18 protein-coding genes are annotated in these 22,931 nt (G+C 58.7%); 8 read left to right on the top strand and 10 right to left on the bottom strand.

Annotated features, from left to right (window positions below):
* Positions 1–57 precede the first annotated feature (57 nt).
* Complete coding sequence (locus AC1DF8_RS33825) at positions 58–399, top strand: DUF4267 domain-containing protein (RefSeq protein ID WP_113208577.1); 342 nt, start codon at positions 58–60, stop codon at positions 397–399.
* Positions 400–510: 111 nt separating this feature from the next.
* On the opposite strand, the gene AC1DF8_RS33830 is transcribed toward AC1DF8_RS33825, so the two are convergent.
* Positions 511–663, bottom strand: coding sequence for a hypothetical protein (locus AC1DF8_RS33830; protein ID WP_478157103.1), 153 nt, complete (start codon positions 661–663; stop codon positions 511–513).
* 389 nt (positions 664–1,052) lie between these two features.
* Positions 1,053–1,484: a hypothetical protein gene (locus AC1DF8_RS33835; protein ID WP_162735872.1), complete on the bottom strand. Its 432-nt coding sequence runs from the start codon at positions 1,482–1,484 to the stop codon at positions 1,053–1,055.
* A 180-nt stretch (positions 1,485–1,664) separates the two neighbouring features.
* Between AC1DF8_RS33835 and AC1DF8_RS33840 the strand changes: the two genes are divergently transcribed.
* The 7 genes from AC1DF8_RS33840 (at position 1,665) to AC1DF8_RS33870 (ending at position 6,423) form a co-directional block, all read left to right on the top strand.
* Positions 1,665–1,799: an entericidin domain-containing protein gene (locus AC1DF8_RS33840; RefSeq protein WP_246715738.1), complete on the top strand. Its 135-nt coding sequence runs from the start codon at positions 1,665–1,667 to the stop codon at positions 1,797–1,799.
* A gap of 418 nt (positions 1,800–2,217) precedes the next feature.
* Positions 2,218–2,361, top strand: a complete 144-nt coding sequence (locus AC1DF8_RS33845) for a hypothetical protein (RefSeq protein ID WP_478157106.1) — start codon at positions 2,218–2,220, stop codon at positions 2,359–2,361.
* A 1,172-nt stretch (positions 2,362–3,533) separates the two neighbouring features.
* Positions 3,534–3,737, top strand: a complete 204-nt coding sequence (locus AC1DF8_RS33850) for a hypothetical protein (RefSeq protein ID WP_113208579.1) — start codon at positions 3,534–3,536, stop codon at positions 3,735–3,737.
* 24 nt (positions 3,738–3,761) lie between these two features.
* A complete protein-coding gene (locus AC1DF8_RS33855) occupies positions 3,762–3,953 on the top strand; it encodes a helix-turn-helix domain-containing protein (RefSeq protein WP_113208580.1) in 192 nt (63 codons plus the stop codon).
* Positions 3,954–3,977: 24 nt separating this feature from the next.
* Positions 3,978–4,379, top strand: a complete 402-nt coding sequence (locus tag AC1DF8_RS33860) for a helix-turn-helix domain-containing protein (RefSeq protein ID WP_162735873.1) — start codon at positions 3,978–3,980, stop codon at positions 4,377–4,379.
* Positions 4,380–5,065: 686 nt separating this feature from the next.
* Positions 5,066–6,073 (top strand): adenylate/guanylate cyclase domain-containing protein, encoded by a 1,008-nt coding sequence (locus AC1DF8_RS33865; protein WP_478157109.1) that lies wholly within the window; start codon positions 5,066–5,068, stop codon positions 6,071–6,073.
* Between the two features lie 128 nt (positions 6,074–6,201).
* Complete coding sequence (locus AC1DF8_RS33870) at positions 6,202–6,423, top strand: hypothetical protein (RefSeq protein ID WP_478157111.1); 222 nt, start codon at positions 6,202–6,204, stop codon at positions 6,421–6,423.
* 361 nt (positions 6,424–6,784) lie between these two features.
* On the opposite strand, the gene AC1DF8_RS33875 is transcribed toward AC1DF8_RS33870, so the two are convergent.
* From AC1DF8_RS33875 to AC1DF8_RS33910, 8 genes are all read right to left on the bottom strand, one after another.
* Positions 6,785–8,458, bottom strand: a complete 1,674-nt coding sequence (locus tag AC1DF8_RS33875; RefSeq protein WP_113208582.1) for a response regulator — start codon at positions 8,456–8,458, stop codon at positions 6,785–6,787.
* Positions 8,459–8,468: 10 nt separating this feature from the next.
* Positions 8,469–14,771: a HAMP domain-containing protein gene (locus AC1DF8_RS33880; protein ID WP_113208583.1), complete on the bottom strand. Its 6,303-nt coding sequence runs from the start codon at positions 14,769–14,771 to the stop codon at positions 8,469–8,471.
* Between the two features lie 445 nt (positions 14,772–15,216).
* On the bottom strand, positions 15,217–15,501 hold the full coding sequence (locus AC1DF8_RS33885; RefSeq protein WP_113208592.1) for a hypothetical protein: 285 nt from the start codon (positions 15,499–15,501) through the stop codon (positions 15,217–15,219).
* A gap of 354 nt (positions 15,502–15,855) precedes the next feature.
* Positions 15,856–16,431, bottom strand: coding sequence for an alpha-ketoglutarate-dependent dioxygenase AlkB family protein (locus AC1DF8_RS33890; protein WP_113208584.1), 576 nt, complete (start codon positions 16,429–16,431; stop codon positions 15,856–15,858).
* 700 nt (positions 16,432–17,131) lie between these two features.
* The gene (locus AC1DF8_RS33895) at positions 17,132–17,431 is read right to left on the bottom strand and encodes a DUF982 domain-containing protein (RefSeq protein WP_112543206.1); all 300 of its coding nucleotides are present in this window, start codon (positions 17,429–17,431) and stop codon (positions 17,132–17,134) included.
* Between the two features lie 512 nt (positions 17,432–17,943).
* Positions 17,944–19,017: an ROK family protein gene (locus AC1DF8_RS33900; protein ID WP_113208585.1), complete on the bottom strand. Its 1,074-nt coding sequence runs from the start codon at positions 19,015–19,017 to the stop codon at positions 17,944–17,946.
* 615 nt (positions 19,018–19,632) lie between these two features.
* Positions 19,633–20,043 carry a hypothetical protein gene (locus AC1DF8_RS33905; RefSeq protein ID WP_113208587.1) on the bottom strand — a complete coding sequence of 137 codons (411 nt, stop codon included), beginning with the start codon at positions 20,041–20,043 and terminating at the stop codon, positions 19,633–19,635.
* Positions 20,044–20,267: 224 nt separating this feature from the next.
* Complete coding sequence (locus tag AC1DF8_RS33910; RefSeq protein ID WP_183882166.1) at positions 20,268–22,586, bottom strand: bifunctional diguanylate cyclase/phosphodiesterase; 2,319 nt, start codon at positions 22,584–22,586, stop codon at positions 20,268–20,270.
* Positions 22,587–22,931 lie beyond the last annotated feature (345 nt).

Below are 22,931 nucleotides of genomic sequence, written 5' to 3' on the forward strand. Positions count from 1 at the left end.
AGGAGGATCCCAAGAATGGCGAACATCATGCAACGATCGAGATGGTGGAGACCTCTGGTGCGGGCACTGGGCCTCGCATTGCTCGGTCTCGGCATCCTCATTCTCATCGAACCGTCGATAGGCGCGTTGCTGTTTGCCGCGCCCATGACCGGTATTGCTGACCCGCTCTTCCTGCGCGCGTTAGCTGCTCGAGATCTCGCAACCGGCTCCTGGCTATTGGCTGCCCCGTCGATCTCGATGCCCGCCGCCACCGTTTCTCTTTTCGCGATTGCCCTGATACCGTTTGCGGACGTGTTGCTGGTCCTGTCAGAATGGGGATGGACACTGGCGCTGCTGCCGCACGCAGCCAGCCTCGTTGCCGTCATGATGCTCGCGCTTTGGGGCCGCCATCTCGCCTAGCCAACGGATACAGCATTTGATTGCCAGTGCGCCGGCCGATTTCCAAATGTCGCCCTTCCCAGGCTGTTGCCTGACGAACGTGACCGTGCTCCGGCAAAGGCAGGCCAGTCGTCAGAAACTGCCCGCATTCGACCCGCTTGCAGCTTTCGTATTCGAGCTTTGCTGCACAAGATCCCTGTCGGCAACCCTCAGGAGTTCCACGAATTCGGTGATGGTCCGAGTAGAGTAGCCGACCGTCAAGACCTGCCATATCGTACCGGCCATGCTCCCTCGCTCCGTGTCCGCTCTACGCAACCGCAGCCAACACCTCTCCGATAGTTAGCTCACGCTGGCACCCGAACAGCACCGGAAGCCCGCCAACCAAGCCAGGAAACTGGAGGGTTCCTTCGAGGCGCTGTAAGGACAGTAGCCTGTATCCAGTCTGGACTTCGCAGCGATAGTCCCATCTTCAAAGGCAGCAATCAGGTCTTTGACATCGACATCACTGCCTTGACTTTGCGTTTCGCTATCAACGAACTCTTGGAAGACGCAGCGGCATCGATCCGCAAGCACAGCTTCTATACCTCCTCGACAGAAAGAACCTCACGCATCCAACTTGAACAAACCACTGGCGCAAAACCCGTCGACGCGCCTCTCATGGGTCTGTCTGGACGTCAATGGAGGCAACGTTTCACCACGGCCAGAAAGAGATCCCCGAGCCGTACTCGTTCTTCCGCGACCGTGAACAGGATGTTTTCCAGGCGGCGAGCAGACATCCTCGATCGCTCAGCGCGGCAATGATGCTGTGCCTCTATCAAGATACGGGGGCCGATTGCCGGTTGATATTGGGCAAGAGCGAGGCCTGCCCTGATCAGGAGCGCGCGTGTATCGGGGCGGTGTTCGGCGGCAATAGCGACGCAGAAAGCCTTCACAAGCCCCAGCTTTGGGATGGGCAACTCAATTTCATCGACCACCTGCTTGCGGATATCGTTCGCTTTGACAAATCGGAGGTACTCATCGACAAGAGCATTAGCCCGCTCGAGTTCATCAAGCGCGTCAATATCGCCGACGGCGCGATGATAGTCTCCTTCCATGGTCAAGCGCATAGCGTTCTCCTTTTGAACGGAAACGCTGAGAACTGCCGTTGGTTCATTCGAGCTCGCGCTAAGATGTCTATCGAGGTGCGCGTTCTGATATCGACCCAGTCTTGGGAACCTTGAACACTCCAGACGGTTATAGGGTGGTTACTACGAAACCGGGGTCTTTCCATGAAAATCGCTTGTGCAATGATCGCAACACTTACCCTTGCCATAACGCTGTCATCCTGCGGCAACACCATTCGGGGGATGGGCCAGGACACAGCCAACACTGTGAACGCCACCCAGAACGCCGGACATCGCGTCGCCAACGCAGCTAAATAAGATCCGTTAGCCCGTCGCCTCGTCAGGCCGGCGGGCTAATGCCGGACCGGTAACGGATCTGCTTGTTGCTAGGAAGTTCTTGTCGTCATAGGGTTTATGGGCAGATCCTGGGGCGCATTTTCTCCCGCCCACCAGATATCGCCGATGGCACTCTCCCTTTTTCAGACGTTCAGGCCGACCACAGAAAAGATCACCAGCGTCAGAAACGTCCCCCTAAGCGGTTCGCGTTAAGCCTGGCTTCGCTTCGGCCACGTAGGCGAAATCGTGTTGACGACGGCAAATTCCTTGGGACGAAGACAGGTTGCGGCTGCGGAAAATCCCTTTCTCTATTGTGAAACAGGCATGCCGGGAGTTTCGCCGCAAAGACCACAGCTGCCTCTCCTTGCGTAAAGGAGTGCGGCTGGGAGGGAGAATGCACATGTACTACGAGTGGAGCGAGGCCAAGGCACGCCGGCAATACCTCATAAAGTTCGCTTCTGTTTGGTTGGTTGCTATTGCACTGGCCTGTCTGCCGGTTTGGTGGTTGGTGCAGGAGACCGCTCTCAAAGCCGCCAACATGTAGCCTGAAGGCTGCCTGTCCAGGTCAAAATGCCTCCGGCTGGAGGAGATCGAGCCGAAGGCATTTTTCACGAGGTAACGCAGCGATCGAGAGGGGCGATCTTGCCTCTGGGGAGGTCTAGGCGGCCGCGTCTTTTTAACGAACCTCTACCTTTTGCTTTGGTTCCAGCTTATTTTCAAGAAAGTCGCAGCGCAGCGAAACGGATCTTACGGGGCGACTGCGCGACTTGAGCTATCGGGAGCGGATGGAGAACACCGACGCTGCCGCTCGGACGCACGGCTCAGGGATGAATGCCGCAGAAGCGGGCGGGACCAACCGACGAAAATCTCGCTCCCGTCAGCTTTCGCGCTCCTTCTTTAGGCGACGGCGACGATAAGCTAAGGTGGAAAGCGATCGCGCCCGACCCGCGCACCACTGTCTGCGTGCCGTCGGTTGTTATGCTTGGGTTCGTTTACCGAGGCGTTCGGGGAAACCTGTGGCCAGACCATAGCGAAGGCTGCAACAAGTGAGCTGTCAAAAAAGGAAAGCAGCCGGCGCTTTAGGGAACCACTCCAATTGCGGGCAGCCGGATTGCCGGCCGTGGCATTAGACGTGCTCACGGACCCGGGGTTCGCCTGCCCACCGAGATGCAGTTTTCGTTTTGGTCGGCTGCGCGACGCTTGGCCGTCGCAGCAAGGCGGGGCGCGAATCTCCGCCCTGCGTCCCCGTTTGCTCGCCCTGCCGTGCCGCCGTCGCTTCCCCGGATAGGTGCTCCAAGCGGCTCCCCCAGTCGGGCCCTCCCCAAACCGCAGCAGGAACGCGATATTGGGCGAATGAAATCGACAGGAGATAGACAGCCGCGCCTGTGATGGGAGTTTCGACGAACATTCAGCATTTCTTGCGTTTGAGGCCGGACACCCGAGCAAACACAAGGTTCCAGTCGCATGCGTCGCCGTCTTCACAGATTTCGTAGTTGTCCTGCGCTCAAGAAGGAGGCAGCAGTTTTCCGCGCCAGCGATCCCGCGAGGGCTTCACGACGTCGCTAGGCAAGCTCATTATTTTGCCGTGATGCTGACGTTTTTGGAGGGGTTCGGCATCATTGGGAAAAGCAGTACGCTAGCGGACAGGGACGCTCAAGGCGTTGAAGCGGCAAGGCAATCCGCCCATATAAGGGGTAACCTTCAAGGATGATTGCCATGGTGAGCAGGCTCAGAAAAACCCTGACCGTGCAGCAACGCGCGTCAGCTTTCGAACATACGAACAAGATCGCGACCGAGGCCGCAGAAGAAGAGCGTCGTCTTCGCAAAGAGAAGACTGAACGGTTGAGAAGACTGCGGCTCTCTGAAGACGACGAACCTTCCGGTAGCTGCGGAACACAGCCTGCGGTCGGACATTCCTAGTGAGCTCGAACCCGGAGTAGACACATGGACCACGAAAATTTATCAGAGGCAACCAGCCCTTCGGAAACCCGTCGTGCAAAGCGGATCGCCAAGGGATACACGATTGAAGACCTAGCAATCGCAACAGGATTGACGGCTACTGAGATCGCAGCCTCCGAGCAGGACGACGCGGCTCCAGAGCACCACGTCGAACGCATCGCACATGTTTTGGCATAGTCTTCAATCACACGGAGAGGAACATTGGCACGAACAGGTAAAAGCGCCATCGATCTCATAATTGGTGAAAATCTTGCCCGCATAAGAAAAGCGAGAGGGTTGAGCCAGTCGTCGATCGCCGAAGTCCTCGATATCACGTTCCAACAAGTCCAGAAGTACGAAAAGGGCACAAACCGCGTGAGTGCAAGCGTCCTGTTCGAATTGGCACAGGCGCTCTCGGTGCCAATGGACGACTTCTTTCATGGAGCCGAGCCGACGATCCGAAATGACGCTCTAAGAAGATCTCGCCGAGCCCCTCCCCTAAGCGGCGAACTCAGTGCCGTCAAAAGTGCTGCCGTAAAGAAGGCGCTATTGGGTTTGATCAGGGAGGTTTCGGCAGAACCGGACGAGGCCGATCCTTCCCGAACCAACGGCAGGTCGCATTGACTGGCCCCCCGACCCTGTCGAAGCCATTGATTGACGCTCGCTGCTCAAAGACCCAGCCCATCTGCGCTGCGCCACAATTAAGCGACAGGGACGCTCATCTTTAATCGACTGTGCGCATGTTGACGAGTGCGGCCTTGCCGATCTCATAAGCGTCATGTCGTCACTCGCCGTTGGGCAGCCTGGCTAACCGAAGCGACCATAATAAACAAGGCTGTGTCGGCAGCGGAAACATAGGACCGCAGGCCATTGGAGCTCCAGCACCTTCATTCGCTCGCTGCTTTTGCCACGGCACCAGTGTTGGCTTTTAGGCAAGTGCCGGATAAATATTCCGTCCAACCTCCACGCATGGGTTAAATCCCGTCCGCCACCGTACGTTCTGTGGATGTACATGAGATGGACTTGTGTTGGTCCCCGCGACCCTCAAATGGTTATTGACTTGCGCGTTTGACATTGCTGCCGAAGACTGTCCGTCCGCAAATATCTTGTGACTTTTATGAGGTCGCACGATCAATGAACCCAATGGTTTCCAACACCTGCGCATGTGCAATGTGATGCTGCAGGCCCGGCGAGCGTAGAATCGAGGATCCCGGCTCTTTTTTTGTTTCCTCGTCTTCGGATTTGATCGGATAATACGCTGGAGACTCTGAAGCGGTTCTCGGCATGTTTTGAGGAAGGAGGAGCACGCTTTGCAGCGAAGGCTGGCAGCCATCCTGGTCGCCGATGTGGTCGGCTATTCACGGCTTGTTGAGAAGGACGAAGGCAGGACGCTTTCGGCCTTGTCCACTTTGCAGACCGCATTGCTCCAGCCACAGATCGCTGCACACGCAGGACGCATCGTCAAGTTGATGGGCGACGGCTTGATTGCTGAATTTGCCTCGGTCGTTGAGGCAGTTTCCTGCGCTGTCCAGATGCAGAATGCGATCGCGCGACAGCATGATCGGTCCGATACCGCCAGTAAGATCGTCTTTCGGATCGGCATTAATGTTGGTGACGTCGTTGTCGATGGTGACGATCTGCTCGGGGATGGCGTGAATGTGGCGGCACGGCTGGAGCAAATCTGCCCGCCCGGTGACATACTGATCTCAGGCACAGCCTATGACCATCTCGCCGGAAAGATCGACACGAAGATAAACTATGCGGGAGAGCAGCACCTCAAGAACATCTCGCGGCCAATCAAAGCCTATCATGTGCCGCTTAGCGGATCGACTTTTGTCTCCTTAGCGGCTTCGACCTCGATCGGGCCAGCAATCGCCGTACTGCCCTTCGAGAACATGTCGGACGATCCGGAACAAGTCTATTTCAGCGATGGCATAACCGCAGACATCATTACCGAACTGGCTCGTTTCACTGAACTGACGGTGATCGCCAGAACCTCATCGTTTGCGCTTCGCGGGCGCACGACGGATTTGCGCGAGATCGGGCGCACTCTTGGTGCAGGTTACATTGTCGAGGGTAGCGTCAGGCGCGCCGCAAGCCGGGTGCGGATTACGGTACAGCTCGTCGAAACGGTCGGCGGAATGCATCTCTGGGCCAATCGCTACGATCGGTCCATCGACGATATTTTCGCCACTCAGGAAGAAATAGCCCAGGCCATCGTTGCGATGGTAGCGCAACGCGTCATCGACAATAATGAGCTGACGTCGCGAAGACGTCGCCCAGAGGTCTTGCTGGCGCCGAGATGGCCTGTCGGCTGAACCCGCTCTATCCCAGCTGGTATAATTATTACAAAGCTCGCCTGCTCTTCCTTTCAGGCAGGTACGGTGAAGCATCGCTTCTGCTCGAACAGAGAACATTCGCGACGCCGGACCGAGAGCCGCGGGACATGGCCTGGCGCGCTGCATCCTATGGACATCTCGATCGGATCGCGGATGCCGAAAGATGCGCCGCAATCTTCCTCAATGCCGTCGGCGCGCGGTGGCGAGGGAACAAGGCGCCAAGCGGGGCCGACTACGTCAACTGGCTGGTGGACGTCTCCTATCTCAGCGAAGAGCGCGATGTTTCGCGACTGCGCGAAGGACTTAGGCGCGCTGGCCTACCAACCTAGCGATTTCATAGCTCCGGTGCCGTCCGCCGGGGCTTTGCTGGCTAGCAACCAATGCCCTCGAGATCAGCCATCATGCGAGCGAGCGATATAGCGGGTGATGTTGTGGTGCCCTTTGCGCAGAAGCGAGCTTTGCGTGCCGTTGATCGTATCAATATCCGGCTCCATCGTCAGCCAGTCGAAAGCTCGAGGCGCCGCTGAAACTTGCCCTGCTCGAAGATCCGACAATACAACCGAATCTCTGGAACTAGCGCTGCAAGCAAGGCCAGCCCCCCCGGTTTCGGCGCCAGGCGATGATTTTTTAAGCCCTACCCCGCCGTAAGCGAATCACGGCGCACAAAAGGCGACACGTTGATCGCGATCTTCAAGCGGCCGTCACCCGGTTGGCTGCCACATGCTGTATAGCCGTCTGAAGCTGTTCCTGCGTGAAGGGCTTTGTCATTCTCAACAGGTTCAGGACGGCCGGATCGTCCGGAAGCTCGGCATAGCCCGAAGCCAGAATCACGGGCATGCTTTTGTATTGGGTCGATATGGACCGGGCAAGTTCGGCTCCCGTCATCCCAGGCATTGCATGATCGGTGACCACGATATCGCAGATTTGACCGGCCGAGAGAATTTCCAGCGCGACTTGAGCAGACGATGCCTCTAGCGCAATATGTCCCAGATCTTCCAGCATCGCCATGGTGCCCAGCCGCACGAGGGGATCATCGTCCACGACAAGGATCCTCAAGGCGTGGCTCACCGCTACGGCGGTTTCAATCGTCTCGGCCTTCGTCACGCCTGCTGTATCATAGACTTGTGCCACCGGTAACCAGAGCGACACGGTAGTCCCTGTCCCTTTGATGCTCGACAGTTCGAGCATCCCGCCGGACTGGGCCGCAAGACCATGAACCATGGACAGACCGAGCCCGGTGCCTTTTCCAGGACCCTTCGTGGTAAAGAACGGCTCCGTGGCACGAGCGGCAACGGCCTCGTCCATGCCTTCGCCGTGGTCGGTGATCTCGAGTTTCACGTAGCGGCCGGGTTTGAGCGCGACAGGACGAACCGAATGATTTTCTTGCGCAGACACCAGGATCGTGCCGCCCTCACCCATCGCATCGCGCGCATTGACCGACAAATTGAGCAGAGCGAGTTCGAGTTGATTGCCGTCAACGAGCACACGCGGCAGGTCCGGTTGGATCTCGCTCCTTATGTCGAGGCCTGGACCGATCGCCTTTTTAAGAAGATCCTCAACATTCTCGAACAGTTCCCGGAAATCGACGGCCTGCGGCTTGAGCTCCTGCCGTCGCGCGAAAGCCAGAAGACGTTGCGTCAGCGCCGCTCCTCTTTCCGCCGCTTGCAAGGCATTCGCCATGAGACGATCACTCTTATCGTCGGGTGGTAGGCGCTTCTTCAGAAGGTTCAGGCTTCCCATGATTGCCATGAGCAAATTATTAAAATCGTGCGCGACGCCCCCGGTCAGCTGACCGATCGTGTCGAGCTTTTGCGCTTCGAACAGCTGGGCGAGGGCCTCCTCCCGCTCGCGCGTCCTCTGATCAATGCGCTGTTCGAGTTCTTCATTGAGCAGGCGCAGCGCCCTCGAGGAGGATTCCAGCTCGGCCGTGCGCTCCCGAACCCGGTTTTCGAGTTCCGCATTCAGCAGCTCAAGCTCCCTCGTCTTTCGATAGAGCTCGGTGAAGACCCTCACCTTGGCCCGAAGAACGTCAGGAACAATCGGCACCGATACATAATCGACCGCTCCGGCCTCATATCCGCGCAGGCGGTCCGGCTCAGCCATCATGATCGCCGAGACGAAAATGATTGCCGTGTTCTGATAGCGTGGATGTTCCCTGATCATGTTGACGAGTTCGAAGCCGTCCTGTTCAGGCATGCAGACATCGACCAGAATGACGGCTATTTCGTTACGCAGAAGATGTTCTAGGGCCTCGCGCCCTGACTGGGCCTTGATGAGGTTTTCTCCAAGTTCCTGGAGGATCACCTCGTAGCTGAGAAGTTTCGCGGGCTGGTCATCAACAAGAAGGATATTGACGGGATTCACGGCCGGCTCCTCAGCGATGCAGCCACATGCGCAGCGCCGACAGGAGCTGCTCGGTGTTGACCGGCTTTGCCAGATAATCCGAAGCCCCAGCTTCGAGACATTTCTCTCGATCGCCCTTCATCGCCTTCGCCGTCAGTGCCACAATCGGCAGGCGACGGAAATTCGGATCGGAGCGGATGACCTGCATCGTCTCGTAACCGTCCATGCCCGGCATCATGATATCCATCAAGACGATCGCCACTTTAGGCTCGTTGTTGATCACCTCGATCGCCTCAGTGCCGGTGGTGGCCGTCAGGACCTTCATGCCGCGGCGCTCCAGAACGCTGCTGAGCGCGAAGATGTTACGTGCATCATCGTCGACGAGCAAAACCGTCTCGCCAACAAGGTCTTCATCCGAACTGTGCAGCTCCTCCAACATCGCCTGCTTGGCGGCGGGCAAGTCGGCAACGACACGATGCAGGAAAAGCGCCGTTTCATCGAGCAAGCGTTCAGGTGACTCGACGCCCTTGACCACGACGCTACGGGCCATGCTGTGAAGCTTGGCGTCTTCTTCGGGCGAAAGTTCGCGGCCCGTGAACACAACGACAGGCACTTCACCGATCTCAGCGTCGTCACGCATCCGTTCCAGCACGTCGAAACCGGACATATCGGGGAGCGAAAGATCTAGCACGACGCAATCGGCAGGATCTCTTCTGAGTGCCGCAAGCGCTTCCGATCCCGAGCCAACGCTCGCTATATCGATATCGTCATGGCCAAGGAGCGCGGAAACGCTCATCCGCTCCGCCTCGTTGTCCTCTACCAGGAGAAGACGCTTGCGTCTCGGTTCGGCGTAGGCCTTCAGGCGTGAAAGCGCCTTGCCGAGGCCATCAGGCGTCGTCGGCTTGCTCATGAAAGCAAAGGCCCCACGCGTCAGTCCGTGTTGGCGGTCTTCGTCGAGGCTGATGATCTGCACCGGAATGTGCCGCGTCAACGCATTCTGCTTGAGCTGGCTCAAGACCGTCCATCCCAGCATGTCTGGGAGGTAGATGTCGAGGGAGATCGCCGACGGCTTGTATTCCTGCGCGAGCGCCAGAGCCTCGCTGCCGCGCATCGCCACGAGAACCTTAAAGCCGCTGTCACGGGCGAGGTCGAGCAGAACCCGCGCATAATGGGCGTCATCCTCCACGACGAGAAGCACCGTATCGGCGGTCGTAATATTCTCGCGGTCGTCTTCCACCTGCTCGCCGGGCTTGTCTGGCCGCCGTCCGGCGATGGCCTCCGAAAGCTGAACAACATTGCTGGCTTCGGTAACAACCTTCGGCGCCACGGCGCCCGCACCAACGTAAGTCAATGGAAGGTAAAGTGCGAAAGTGCTACCCACTCCGGGGCTGCTGCGAAGCTGGATCTCGCCGCCGAGCAGATTTGCAAGCTCACGGCTGATGGCAAGGCCAAGCCCTGTGCCGCCATATTTGCGGCTGGTCGAGGCGTCAGCCTGTTGGAAAGCCTCGAAAATTATGCGCTGTTTTTCCGGCGGGATGCCGATGCCGGTATCAACAACCTCGAAGGCGAGGACGGACGGGGCGTGTTTGAGCGAAGGATGGTCGGAAGACCAGCCGCTCGCCACCGCCGAAACGCGCAGCGTAACGCCGCCCTGCCCAGTAAACTTGAAGGCATTCGAAAGCAGGTTCTTCAGGATCTGCTGGAGCCGCTTGGCGTCCGTGAGGATGCTTCTGGGCGCATCCGTGCCGACTTCGACCGCAAAGGCGAGACCACGATTGTCCGCCTCGTGGCGGAAAGGCCGGGCGATAACGTCCAGAAGGTTGTTGATAAAAATTTCCTCGGCGTCGACCGATACGGTTCCGGACTCGATCTTGGAAAGGTCAAGGATGTCACTGATGAGGTTGAGGAGGTCCGTGCCTGCGCCGTGGATCGTCTTTGCAAACTCCACCTGCTTTCCGGAAAGATTACCTTCCGGGTTTTCCCCGAGCTGCTGTCCCAGGATGAGGATGGAATTGAGCGGCGTACGCAATTCGTGCGACATGTTTGCCAGAAATTCCGACTTGTATTTCGACGTCAGCGCGAGTTCGGTCGCCTTTTCCTCAAGTGCGCGACGGGCCTGTTCGATTTCCTGATTTTTGGCCTCGACCTCGACATTTCGCTCCGCAAGCTGCTGGGCCTTCTGTTCGAGCTGCTCGTTGGTCTGCTGAAGCTCGCCCTGCTGGGTCTGAAGCTCGGCGGCGAGCTGCTGCGACTGCTTGAGCAAGCCTTCCGTCTGCATCGTCGCTGCAATCGAGTTGAGGACGATGCCGATCGACGTGGTGAGCTGGTCGAGGAAAGAGAGCTGCAATTCGGTGAAATTACCGGCCGATGCGAGCTCAATGACCGCCTTGACCTGCCCCTCGAAATGCACGGGAAGGACGATTGCGCTTCTCGGAAGTGCCGAGAAGACGCCGGAACTGATCGGAACGACATTGCTCGGAAGATCGGTGATCAGGATACGCCGGGCGTCGCTGGCGCACTGGCCGACAAGGCCCTGCCCGAATTCGAGCCTGGTCGGGTGAGACGTCTCCGTGCCCTGCGCGTAGACCGACAGGAGCGACAGTATCGGCTGGGGGCCGTCATCGACCTGGTAGATCACGCCCTGGTGAGCACCGACCAGAGGCGCCAGTTCCGACAAGAGCATTTTGCCGACAAGCGTCAGATCGCGCTGACCCTGCAGCATGTTGGTGAAGCGCGCCAGATTTGTCTTCAGCCAGTCCTGCTCGGTATTGCGCTCGGTCGTCAGGCGCAAGTTATCGATCATCGTGTTGATATTGTCCTTCAGCTCCGCCACCTCGCCGCGTGCCTCGACCTGGATCGAGCGGGTCAGGTCGCCTTTGGTAACCGCGGTTGCGACCTCGGCGATTGCGCGCACCTGGGTGGTGAGGTTGGCGGCAAGCAGGTTGACGTTGCCTGTCAGATCCTTCCATGTACCGGCTGTTCCTGGAACATTTGCCTGGCCACCCAACCGGCCCTCGACGCCCACTTCGCGGGCCACGCTGGTGACCTGATCGGCAAAAGTGGCGAGCGTGTTGGTCATGTTGTTGATCGTCTCGGCGAGGGCGGCCACCTCGCCCTTGGAGGCGACTGTGAGGTTCTGCTTCAGGTCGCCATTCGCGACAGCCGTTACCACCTTGACGATGCCTCGCACCTGCTCGGTCAGATTGGCGGCCATGACGTTGACAGTGTCGGTCAGATCCTTCCACGTGCCCGCAACGCCCGGCACCTGCGCCTGTCCACCGAGCTTGCCATCGGTTCCCACTTCGCGCGCAACACGCGTCACTTCACCGGCAAAGGCGTTGAGCTGATCGACCATCGTGTTGATGGTGTTCTTGAGTTCGAGGATTTCACCTTTCACATCGACGGTGATCTTTCGCGACAGATCCCCGCGCGCCACCGCCGTCGTCACTTCGGCGATATTGCGAACCTGGGTCGTCAGGTTGGCCGCAAGAAGGTTGACGTTGTCGGTCAAGTCCTTCCAGGTGCCGGCAACGCCTGGAACAACAGCCTGGCCTCCGAGACGCCCGTCGGTGCCCACTTCACGCGCGACACGCGTCACTTCGCCCGCAAACGAGCGCAGCTGGTCCACCATCGTGTTCAGTGTGTCCTTCAGGAGCAGGATTTCGCCGCGCACGTCGACGGTGATCTTGCGGCTGAGGTCGCCATTGGCGATCGCTGTCGCCACTTCGGCGATGTTGCGCACCTGGGCCGTCAGGTTGCCAGCCATGGAGTTGACACTGTCGGTCAGGTCCTTCCAGGTACCCGCCACGCCGGAGACCTGCGCCTGTCCGCCGAGCTTGCCTTCCGTTCCCACTTCGCGAGCCACGCGCGTGACCTCGCCGGCGAAGGCATTGAGCTGGTCCACCATCGTGTTGATGGTGTTCTTAAGCTCCAGGATCTCACCCTTCACGTCGACTGTAATTTTTCGCGAAAGGTCGCCACGCGCAACCGCCGTCGTCACTTCGGCGATGTTGCGCACCTGGCCGGTAAGGTTCGACGCCATCGAGTTGACGTTCTCCGTCAGGTCCTTCCAGGTGCCGGCGACGCCCGGCACCTGCGCCTGCCCGCCTAGCTTGCCTTCGGTACCGACCTCACGGGCAACGCGCGTCACTTCGGAGGCAAACCTGTTGAGCTGATCGACCATCGTGTTCAGGGTTTCCTTCAGCTCGAGGATTTCTCCCGAAACCGAAACGGTGATTTTCTTAGACAGGTCGCCATTGGCGATCGCCGTCGAAACCTCGGCGATATTGCGCACCTGTGCCGTCAGATTACCAGCCATCGAATTGACATTGTCGGTCAGATCCTTCCAGGTGCCGGCCACGCCACGAACGTTTGCTTGCCCGCCCAGGCGCCCTTCCGTGCCGACTTCGCGCGCGACACGCGTTACCTCGCCCGCAAAGCCATTGAGCTGGTCGACCATCGTGTTGATCGTTTCCTTCAGCTCAAGGATTTCGCCAGAAACGGTCACCGTGATCTTTTTCGACAGGTCGCCCTGGGCGACGGCGGTCGCAACTTCCGCGATGTTGCGAACCTGCCCCGTGAGGTTGGAGGCCATGGAATTGACGGAATCGGTCAAGTCCTTCCAGGTCCCGGCAACGCCGCGCACGTTTGCCTGACCGCCCAACTGCCCTTCGGTGCCGACCTCACGGGCGACGCGTGTAACCTCTGAAGCAAAGGCGTTGAGCTGGTCGACCATCGTATTGATCGTTTCCTTCAGCTCCAGGATCTCGCCCTTCACGTCGACGGTGATTTTCTTCGACAGATCGCCGCTGGCAATCGCGGTCGAGACCTCTGCGATGTTGCGTACCTGAGCGGTAAGGTTGCCCGCCATCGAATTGACATTGTCGGTCAGGTCCTTCCAAGTCCCCGCGACACCTGGCACCTGCGCCTGCCCGCCCAGGCGGCCTTCGGTGCCCACCTCGCGGGCGACGCGCGTCACTTCTCCTGCAAATCCGTTCAACTGGTCGACCATAGTATTGATGGTCTCCTTCAGCTCCAGGATTTCTCCAGAAACCGTGACGGTGATCTTCTTAGACAGGTCGCCGTTGGCGATTGCGGTCGAGACGTCCGCGATGTTGCGTACCTGAGCGGTCAGGTTGGAGGCCATCGAGTTGACGTTGTCGGTCAGATCCTTCCATGTTCCTGCGACACCTGGCACCTGCGCTTGCCCGCCAAGGCGGCCTTCGGTGCCCACCTCGCGGGCGACGCGCGTCACCTCGCCGGCAAACCCGTTCAACTGGTCGACCATGGTGTTGATGGTCTCCTTCAGCTCCAGGATTTCGCCGGAGACATCCACGGTGATCTTGCGCGACAGGTCGCCCCGCGCAACGGCCGTCGTGACCTGAGCGATATTGCGCACCTGTGCCGTCAGGTTGCCGCACATGGCGTTGACAGAGTCCGTCAGATCCTTCCACGTGCCAGCGACGCCGGGTACCAGTGCCTGTCCGCCGAGTTTGCCCTCGGTGCCGACTTCGCGCGCCACGCGCGTGACTTCTGAGGCGAAGGCGCGAAGCTGGTCCACCATCGTATTGATTGCTTCTTTCAGCTGCAGGATCTCACCCCGCACATCGACGGTGATCTTCTTTGAAAGGTCGCCGTTGGCAACCGCTATCGTGACGTCGGCAATGTTTCGCACCTGCGCCGTCAGATTCGAAGCCATCGAATTGACGCTTTCGGTAAGGTCCTTCCAGACACCCGTGACTTCTGGCACCTGCGCCTGCCCGCCGAGCTTGCCGTCCGTGCCGACCTCGCGCGCAACGCGGGTTACCTCCGAGGTGAATACGCCGAGCTGCTTGATCATCGTATTGACGATATCAGCGGAGCGAAGAAACTCCCCCTGCAGGGGCCGACCGTCCACATCAAGAGGCACGGTCTGGAGGAGGTCGCCTTTCGCAACCGCGGTAATCGTGCGGGTAACGGCCGTCGTCGGCCACAGGAGATCGTCGATCAGGGTGTTGATCGAGCTTTCCATGTCGGCCCATGCCCCGTCGGACAAGCCAAATCGGACGCGCGTGCTGGTGCGGCCGTCCCGCCCGACGACCTGACCGACATTCTCGAGTTGTGCCGCCATTTTTTGATTTGCGGCGATAATATCGTTGAGCGTATCGGCAATTTTGCCGGTCACTCCGGTCAAGTCAGAGCGCATCCTGACAGAGAAGTCGCCTCTTTTCATGACCAGAAGGACGTCCAGGAGCGCGCGTGCATCAGTGCTCGCCATCGCCGTCGGATCACCATCCGGACGAATGTGCGCAGCCGTCTCGTCAAGTTCGACCGGATTGTTCTGTTTTCCCACCATGTGCCCTCCGCGAAAGTGGTCCTGAATCTAGGGCTCCAGGCAGAAATTGCCATGGCGGGCTACGCGCGGAAGCGTTGGGAACGACGACTGGAGCAATTCCGTTCCAGGACCCGGAGGAGCGAGCACCCCAAAGGGTTGGACAAGCGCTCCCCAAGCCAGCATCCCCTACTGGCCGTACCCCTGTTCAGACATCGTCCGGGAAGCTTTGCCGACCGTAGGGAAACCGAGCCCTCGAAGGTCTTCGTCATCGTCAATCGGGCCTGATCCAATCGTCCATCATATGGATGAGGCGGTTTTTGTCGTCGACCGGCACGCCGGTCGTCGTTCTCCCATACCAACCAATGCAGGGATCAATTGGAAGTCTCGACCTTTCTCAGGTAGGGCACTGCAACCGGTCTCTATCGACGAGCGGAAGGCCGCGGCTCAATGCGCCGTTAACGCTTCATCAGTGGAGCGCCGGCCCTACGGGATATTCCGGGTGAATTGAATGAAAGGTTGCAATGAGGCTGATCGCACGCAGGACGACGTCCTGGGCAAGCCCAAGATCGTTCGCCGCCAAGTCGTTGGCGACCAAAAGCAACGCCTTTCCCACGGATGCCATCACCATCTCAAGGGCATCATCTCCCTCGTCTGCGGCCCATCTGGCGTTGCGCTCAAGAGTGACCGCGAGCCGCTCGAGCATGGCCTGACGTTCAGGCAGGGCTAGCTCCTCAAAATTCTGAAAGACCATCTCCAATGAAGACTCCATGATCGATGACGTCCGCCGATCATGAACGTCGGTTGCTGCAAAAAGATGCAGTACGGATGAGATGTCTTCTCGCGACACTCCGAAGGAACTCGGCTGCGATGATCGAAGCAGCCCTACTGGCCTCTTGATCAAATTTGTCCGGCTTGGCAAAACCGCCGGTAGCTGGTCTACGACACCGAGAGCGAAGAGACCCCTCATTTTGCCCTCTGGCCGGCGCCGCACCTCGCCATGATTATCGCCTCAACAGCGGAAACGAAGAAGCCAGGAAGCACGCTCCTCAGTGCTTGCAAATGCTGGATCGCAGTCCAGCCGATGCGCGGCTTGAAAAATGGCGGCTCAGCCGATTTCACGGAAGGTGATGGAATAGCGCATTTGTTCCACGGGCGGGATGGAGTGCTCCCATTCGCTGCGTGCAGGACCGGAAAGGAGGTAGGCAGAACCAGGCTCGACCCTCACCGAAGCGCGTTCCCACTTATTGCCGACGCGACGCCTCAGCCTGAACGTGCAGCTCGATAGCAGTGAGACGCCGACAACCCTGCCGAAAACCTTCTTGTCCTTATGCCACCCGATCGGAGCTCCTTGGGCATATTCGGTAACAAGGGCCTGCTGCAGCCTCTCGGGATCGATGCCGGCAAATGTTGCCGCACGCTTGCGCACCGGAAGGAGAAAAGGTGGGATTTCGGTGACGCGGCTTACCTCGTCGGTGTCGAAGTCGTATTTCCAGCCATAGGAGGTGGCTCTTCGCTTGCCCTCGAAACCGTGAAATTCGAAGGGCTTCAGCGGCAATAGCCCGATTTCGCGAAGTAGATCTGACTGCACGTCCGCCGGAACGACATCTGGCTGATAGCGAAATCCATCCGGTAATGCGGGTGCGAAGACCGCGAACAGGTCTAGCTGTGCAAAGTCGGCCATCGTCGCTTCTCCTCTAATGGACGCTTGGGGTTATGAAGATTGCCGTGAATTTCTCCACCCCCCGTTCGCTGGAATGTGATCGGCCGTTCCTCGGCAGAAAGACTGGAGGCTATCGAGCGGCCGATCCGGTCCTGAAGGCGCAGCTCCATGATCCTACGACAATCTTCAAGTCGTTCGGTCGATACCCTAACGCTACGCAGTTCTTCCGTATTGCGCCTTTCGATCTGCGGGCAACCTCAGCGCTCAGCCGAGTTGCTTGGCGATGATCGCCTTCAGTTCGGCGCGGGTGAGCAGGCAGGGATATGGCTTCTGATTGTTGGCTGGCTTATCAGCGCGAGGGGTAGCTCCGTGGGGCGTTGAAGCCGCCGGGGCGGCGGTAGTGGGTATCTTGTTCATTCGATTCCTTTGAAAGCCAACGCAGCCGAGACCAGTCGAGCGATCAAAACGCTCCCGACCGGCGTCCAGTGGGACGTCCGGGGTGGCAAAATGCAATGTTGTCAGCGAGATGCCGTAGATAAGGCGTGGCGCGGCGGATTACAAGACGACCGCGATGTCAGCAGTGCCCCTTTCGTCTGCGGGGACGAACTCCAACGCGGTTGAGCAGTCTTCACATCGAACAGTTCACGACCACCGACGCCGGCTTCTTTGTGACGCCAAGGATGGCCGTCTCCAGAGGAGGCCGGCCAACCTTCTGAGACCATCAAGTTGCAACTCTCCGCGCGGCGCGGTTCGGCTTCGGTTTCCAATGCGCCATAACAGCCGGCATTCCAGCCTCGAGACAAGCGGCCATGAATGCCTCCCGTGCGACGAAAGCGGGCACCACCCCGTTCAGTGCGGCGCGGCAGGTCTTCACGGCCCGGTGATGGCGCTCTCCGTGCCGCAACGGCCATTCGTTTTCGAGAAAGTCGAGGGCGTCGTAAATGCCGGCGAAAGTCTTTTCCAAACCGCATTGCAATCGGATCGTCACCGGCCGGGTCCATTGAACATCGTTGAGCGGCATGTTCTTCCTCCTTCCAATGCCACTGATTGTCTCCTCAGGATGATATTGTGAAACGGTGTTGCCGCTTCAAGAGGTGGCTTGGCCATATACCGCGTCTGCGTGAGCGTGGCCGGAGCATAAGGAACAGAGCATGCTGTTCGCAGCGGCTATCATGGCGCCAATGACCATCCTGCCATCGCGCCTCCACCTTCGGCAAATCCTGGCGGGGTAGATTGGCTCAACGCTGACCGGCCTCAGCTGGATTACCGCCGGTTCCGCAGGCAGCTGACGTACCGGCGGCGACTGCAAACCTACAATACGAAGAGGGCTTGCAACCGGCCGTCCCGATAAGATCAAACGGCGAACGTGCCGACGGGCAATGGGCGAAGACCATTGTTTGCCGGACAAACGGATCGATACCATATGCTGTCCGCGGACAACCACCGGCATCGGTCGATCTTGAACACGTGCGACGTCTCGCCGGCACGACCACGCAACGAGCGTGTGAGACGGGCCTGCGCTGTTTGTACGATTTAATTCTGAGAACGATTGGTGAAATGCGCGTTCCCAAGCCCGGTTCCGATCGTCAGGATTGCCCAGCTTGACACATCGGTCATCAGCGGAATCTGCGAAAGCCCCTGAACGACGCCGTCATTGTGCATCATAACGAACGTTTCCCCCTCGTTTATCTTAGGAATGCTTTTGACGAGAGCGGCAGGCAGGTTGAAATGATCGCTCTCCCAGTTTCCGCCTGGCAGGTTCTGACCTCCCCGGACGATGGCACCATCGGCTTCGATCACTCCCGGGCAGCCGATCCCGATCAGTGGCGCAAGGTTGAGCTCCGCCTCTGCCGCTTTGGTCACTAGTTCTTCAAGCATTTCCGATAGCTTCGCGACGGTGGCAGTCCGGCTCGGGTTTTCCTCCGCGTGCTTCCAGATGAGCGACGCCGCCACGGCGGCATCTTTGCTTGTGCTTCTCTTATCCTTGCCGAACCGAACCACTCCTGCCCTGACGTTGGTTCCGCCAATGTCAACGGCGAGTATTGCATCATGGCCCTTCAGCATCCATTCGGGCATCAGGTGCACCGAACCGATCAGGCCGGCATCGTCTGGATGATGCGCAATCGGAACGAGTTCGATCTCGACACCATCACCGCGCAGGAGCATCATCGTGCGCGCGATGACAAGTTCGCCAACCCTTCGCTGACGGAAACCGCCGCCAACAGCAATTCGTTCGGTTTTCTTCCATGACTTTTCGTTCAAGAACTTTTTTATTACGGCGGCAAAGTCCCGAGAAAACTCCTCTACCGCACCGAATATCATGGCTGCGGCCTCTGCATCCTCGCCGCAAAGCAGCGCGTCGATATCCTTCTTCTTCAACTCCTTAGTCGCGACCTTTCCAAAGGGGTCGCGCGCGAGCTCTCGCAAGAGCTTTCTCTGCTGGTCTACCTTGTCGCGAAAAGACTTCTTGTTTGCGCCGTCACCGATGAAACCTTTCCGGTCCCGCGCCTCGTTGTTGTAGTCATCGATAACCACTGAAGGCAATGTTGCCCCACCGTGAACGAGTGGTGTCGTATCGTTGGCGGGCTTGCGGTTTGTTTTGGTCATTAAAGCTCGCAGGGCAGTGGGTCGGGACCGCAGGAACGCGCGAGCGACGTTTGATGTTCCCGAGGAGGACAAGGGAGTTACCAGACAACGCAGCAGCGCGACGGATGTCAGGCTCAAGCCGGCTGCGCGGCCACCGTCAACTTGCCGTAAGAATGCGTCATTGATCGGCAGAGCGAGCTGACGGCTGGAAAGGGAGCGTGAAAAGACGTCGGTGCGGTGGCCCCGAAACTCATCGGTATCGGGCTTGTCGAGAAAATGGGTCGTCAATAAGTTCATCGGCGCGCTCGGCATCGATGGCGAGGAAACCGCCTACGCCGGACGACTACTGGAGCGTCGCGTGGATCAGCCCACGAGCAAGCTCCGGCCGGTCTTCGCACGCTTTTCGAAGAGCGTTCACGGTCGTTCCTCAAGGAGATCGGGCATCTCGTAGAACATCGAGTTGGGTCTCGACGGTCGGATCGTTCGGGGCCTCGCGGCGAGCGCGTGCGATCAGGCGATCCGTCGTCGACAATGCCCAGAGCGGCATTGATTGTGATGTTCAGCATGTTTCCCCCCTTTACCGGCCCCCTGGCAAGCTCGAGGGGAAACATGCTCGGCGGCAATCCCGAAATTTGGCTAGAAGCGACCGCGCACGCTGTCGTACAAATCCCGCAAATCCTCGAGGCTTCGGTCGTAGCGCGTCCGCCTTGGCGCCGTCCGAAATCCGACGATCGCGAGAGCAACAACTGCTGCGGCCGTGGCAACTGCCCCGAGGGTGGATAGCGGGTAAAGCTTTACCGTTGCTTCCGTCTGCCGAACCGCCTGACGAGCCCCACCTTTTACCGCGACGGAGGCGTCGGCCACTTGCTGGCGAAGCGCTTCCAATTGTTTCCGAAGGACGCCGATCTCGTTTTCGGCATTGAACTCGGGCTGCGGGGGAATACCGACTGACGCCGTGTTCGTGTCTACAATGGCACGCGGCACAGGTTCGCCAATCCTCGCTCCTTCGGCCACCAGCGGTTTCGTAATAGTCTTCTTTGCAGGCATGATCGTCCTCCTTCATGAAGCGCCGAGCGCGCATCCAACGATTATGCCTCACGGGCGATTTTTGTTCCGGAAAGCGTGAGAACCACGGTGCGCAACGAATGCACAACCCGACAGCGCGCCCTTACAAATAGACACCGCTTGCGGCTGGCAGTTTGCGCGCCTTGCGGTTCTCGACGGCAGTACCACTCGATAGCAAGTCAATGCAGCTCGAAACCGACGTCGCCTCAACTGGGCAGAGTTCGAGATGATCTTGGGTGTCGTCGCCCGACTGATCGGCCGTCATATGCTCCCGGCCGACCGAAGAGGAAACCCTGCACCAGGTCGGGGCCTTTCGTTGAAATCAGCGCCCGTTGCTCTTCCGTCTCAATGCCTTCAACGACGATCTTCAATCCAAGGCCCCGACCGAGTGCCAGTGCGCAATCAAGGATGACGCCGGCGCCTGGGTCGTGATCGAGAGCCGAGACATAGCTGCGGTCAATCTTGAGCTTGTCGAAAGGATAGCGCCTGAGATTGGTCATCGACGAAAAACCGCTGCCGTAGTCATCCATGGCGAGCTTTATACCCTGTGCCTTGAGCGCCTGAAGCGATTGCGCCACTTCGATGCGATCTTCGAGGAGTGACGTCTCCGTAACCTCCAGTTCGAGCCTTGATGCGGAAAGGCCGCTAGCCTTGAGCGCGGCATTTACATGATCGAGCAAGTTGGGCGAAAGGAGCTGTCGCGGCGAGATGTTGACCGCCAGGAACAGGTTCTCATTCCAACCCGCAGCTTGATGGCACGCCTCGCGAAGGACCCATTCACCGATCTCGACGATGCTGCCGCTTTCTTCCGCTGCGTCTATGAAGACTGCCGGCGAGAGAACGCCGTAAGTCGGATGGTGCCAGCGCAGGAGTGCCTCATAGCCTTGGGGCAATCCGGACTGGGCATCGACGATCGGCTGGTAGAGCAGGAAAAACTCCTGTGCTTTGACGGCCCGGCGCAGTTCCTCCTCCAGCCGTCGCCGCTCGCGCATTTGTTGGTCGAGGACCCGGTCAAACAAGCAAATCTGTCCCCTCCCCGCCGCTTTCGCGCGATAGAGAGCCGCGTCCGCGTTGTTCTGCAATTGCCTGAGGCTGTCGCCATGTGTTGGGAAGGCTGCTATTCCTACACTAACGCCTAGCGCCGCAGCCTTCGTGTGAGATGTAAATGTCGATCTGAAGCGAGACGCAAATTCAGCTGCGACATCCTGCGCCCGAACGATATCGGAGGCTGGAAGCAGCACCGAAAATTCGTCACCACCGATCCTCCCAATCAGCGCCGTTTGGTCGAAAGATGACCTCAGTACGTCGGCGACCTGCTGGAGCACCTGATCGCCATCAAGATGGCCATGAACATCGTTGATCGTCTTGAAGCGGTCGAGATCGAGGATCAACAAACTCGTCGCTGATCCCGAAACATGAGACTGGCGGATCATTTCGTCCGACCGAGCGTTGAACGCGCGCCGGTTAAGAAGGCTTGTCAGAGGATCATGTGAGGCGAGGTGATCAAGACGCTGGTGCGCCTCAAGTCGCTCGCTGATGTCACGCAGCCCATACACGATGGTTTCGCGGCCGCGATATTCAATGACACCTTCAACCACTTCGACCGGGATCTGGCCGCTCGGCGAATCTACAGATCCCTGTGTTGCTCCGCTTTGACGCAGAAAATCTTCGAGCCGACGCGCTTTCAGTTCGGCGGGCGACTTACCGACCATCGAAACAAACTGCTCGTTGGCGTGGACGATGACGCCCGCGCGCGTCAGCACAATGGCTTCGAAGGTCGCGTTCGCAAGGCCCTTCACGTCGGTCAGGTACCGGTCGAAGAAGAGTGCGGCAACACCTGCCGAGATCAGCAGGCTTGATACCACGCATACGGCAGCGGCAATGCCGATACGGTTGATAAACGTCAACCCGTTTTCAGGGCCCGGGTAGAGGGGCACAATTCGCAGGCCGCTCATTGAAATCAGATGGTGGCTCAAGACGGCGGCCACGAGAAGCAATGCCGTGAACACCAATCTGATCCTCGTCAGCTCGCAGCAACTGACGAACATTGCCGCGACCGTAAACAGGAGGCCAAGCAACCATGCTGCAATGACGGTGTCAGCTCTGGTTTCGACGTAGGCCGAGTTCCAGATAGCACTCAAGCCGATCGTGTGCATTGCCCCGATCGCGAGGCCAAGGAAGCAGCCACTTGTAACTGCGCCTCGACGGCGAGGCATGCCGACAGTCGCAAAAGACCCGAGGCACGAGATCGCGACCGCGACCAAAATAGATGTGCCGGTCGCAAACAGCTGATAGGAGACAGGGATGTTGTAGGCCAGCATGGCGAGAAAATGCGTCGCCCATATCGTCCCGCCGAGCACGAAACCTGCCACAATGAGCCACAGGTTCCGGTGGACTCGAACACACTGGCGAGCACGAGACAGCATGAAGACCGCGGCCAAGTTTCCTGCGACGCAGACACATACGGCGACAGACAGAAGCGGAAAATTGTGCTGTTGGGCAATACAGGAAACCAGTGCGACCATTGCCACCTCCGGCCGGCACCCTTTCATGCGGCATATAACGTGGCGTTAGCGAACTCGCTAAGAATTTAACGATCGGGCGATTGCTCCAGGCCACGTACCAGGGGCCACGCCTGGCCGCAGCGATCGATCTCAGGTCGCGGGATCAATGGTTTCTTGCGATCTTGCCCGGAAACTGTGCCGTAGTCGGTGGATGACTATCGTCATGTCTTCCTCAGTTCTTGCCTCAACGGGAGCAGAGCACGCCCACCCGATTGAAGCAGGACGTTCTGTGAGGCCTTGCGTGGGCTCGGTTCGCCTCTGGTTCGACCTCCCAGGCTCCAGCAGCTGAAGCCCCTGGTCGCAGCG

This window comes from Rhizobium sp. 05N49 (genome assembly GCF_056396805.1).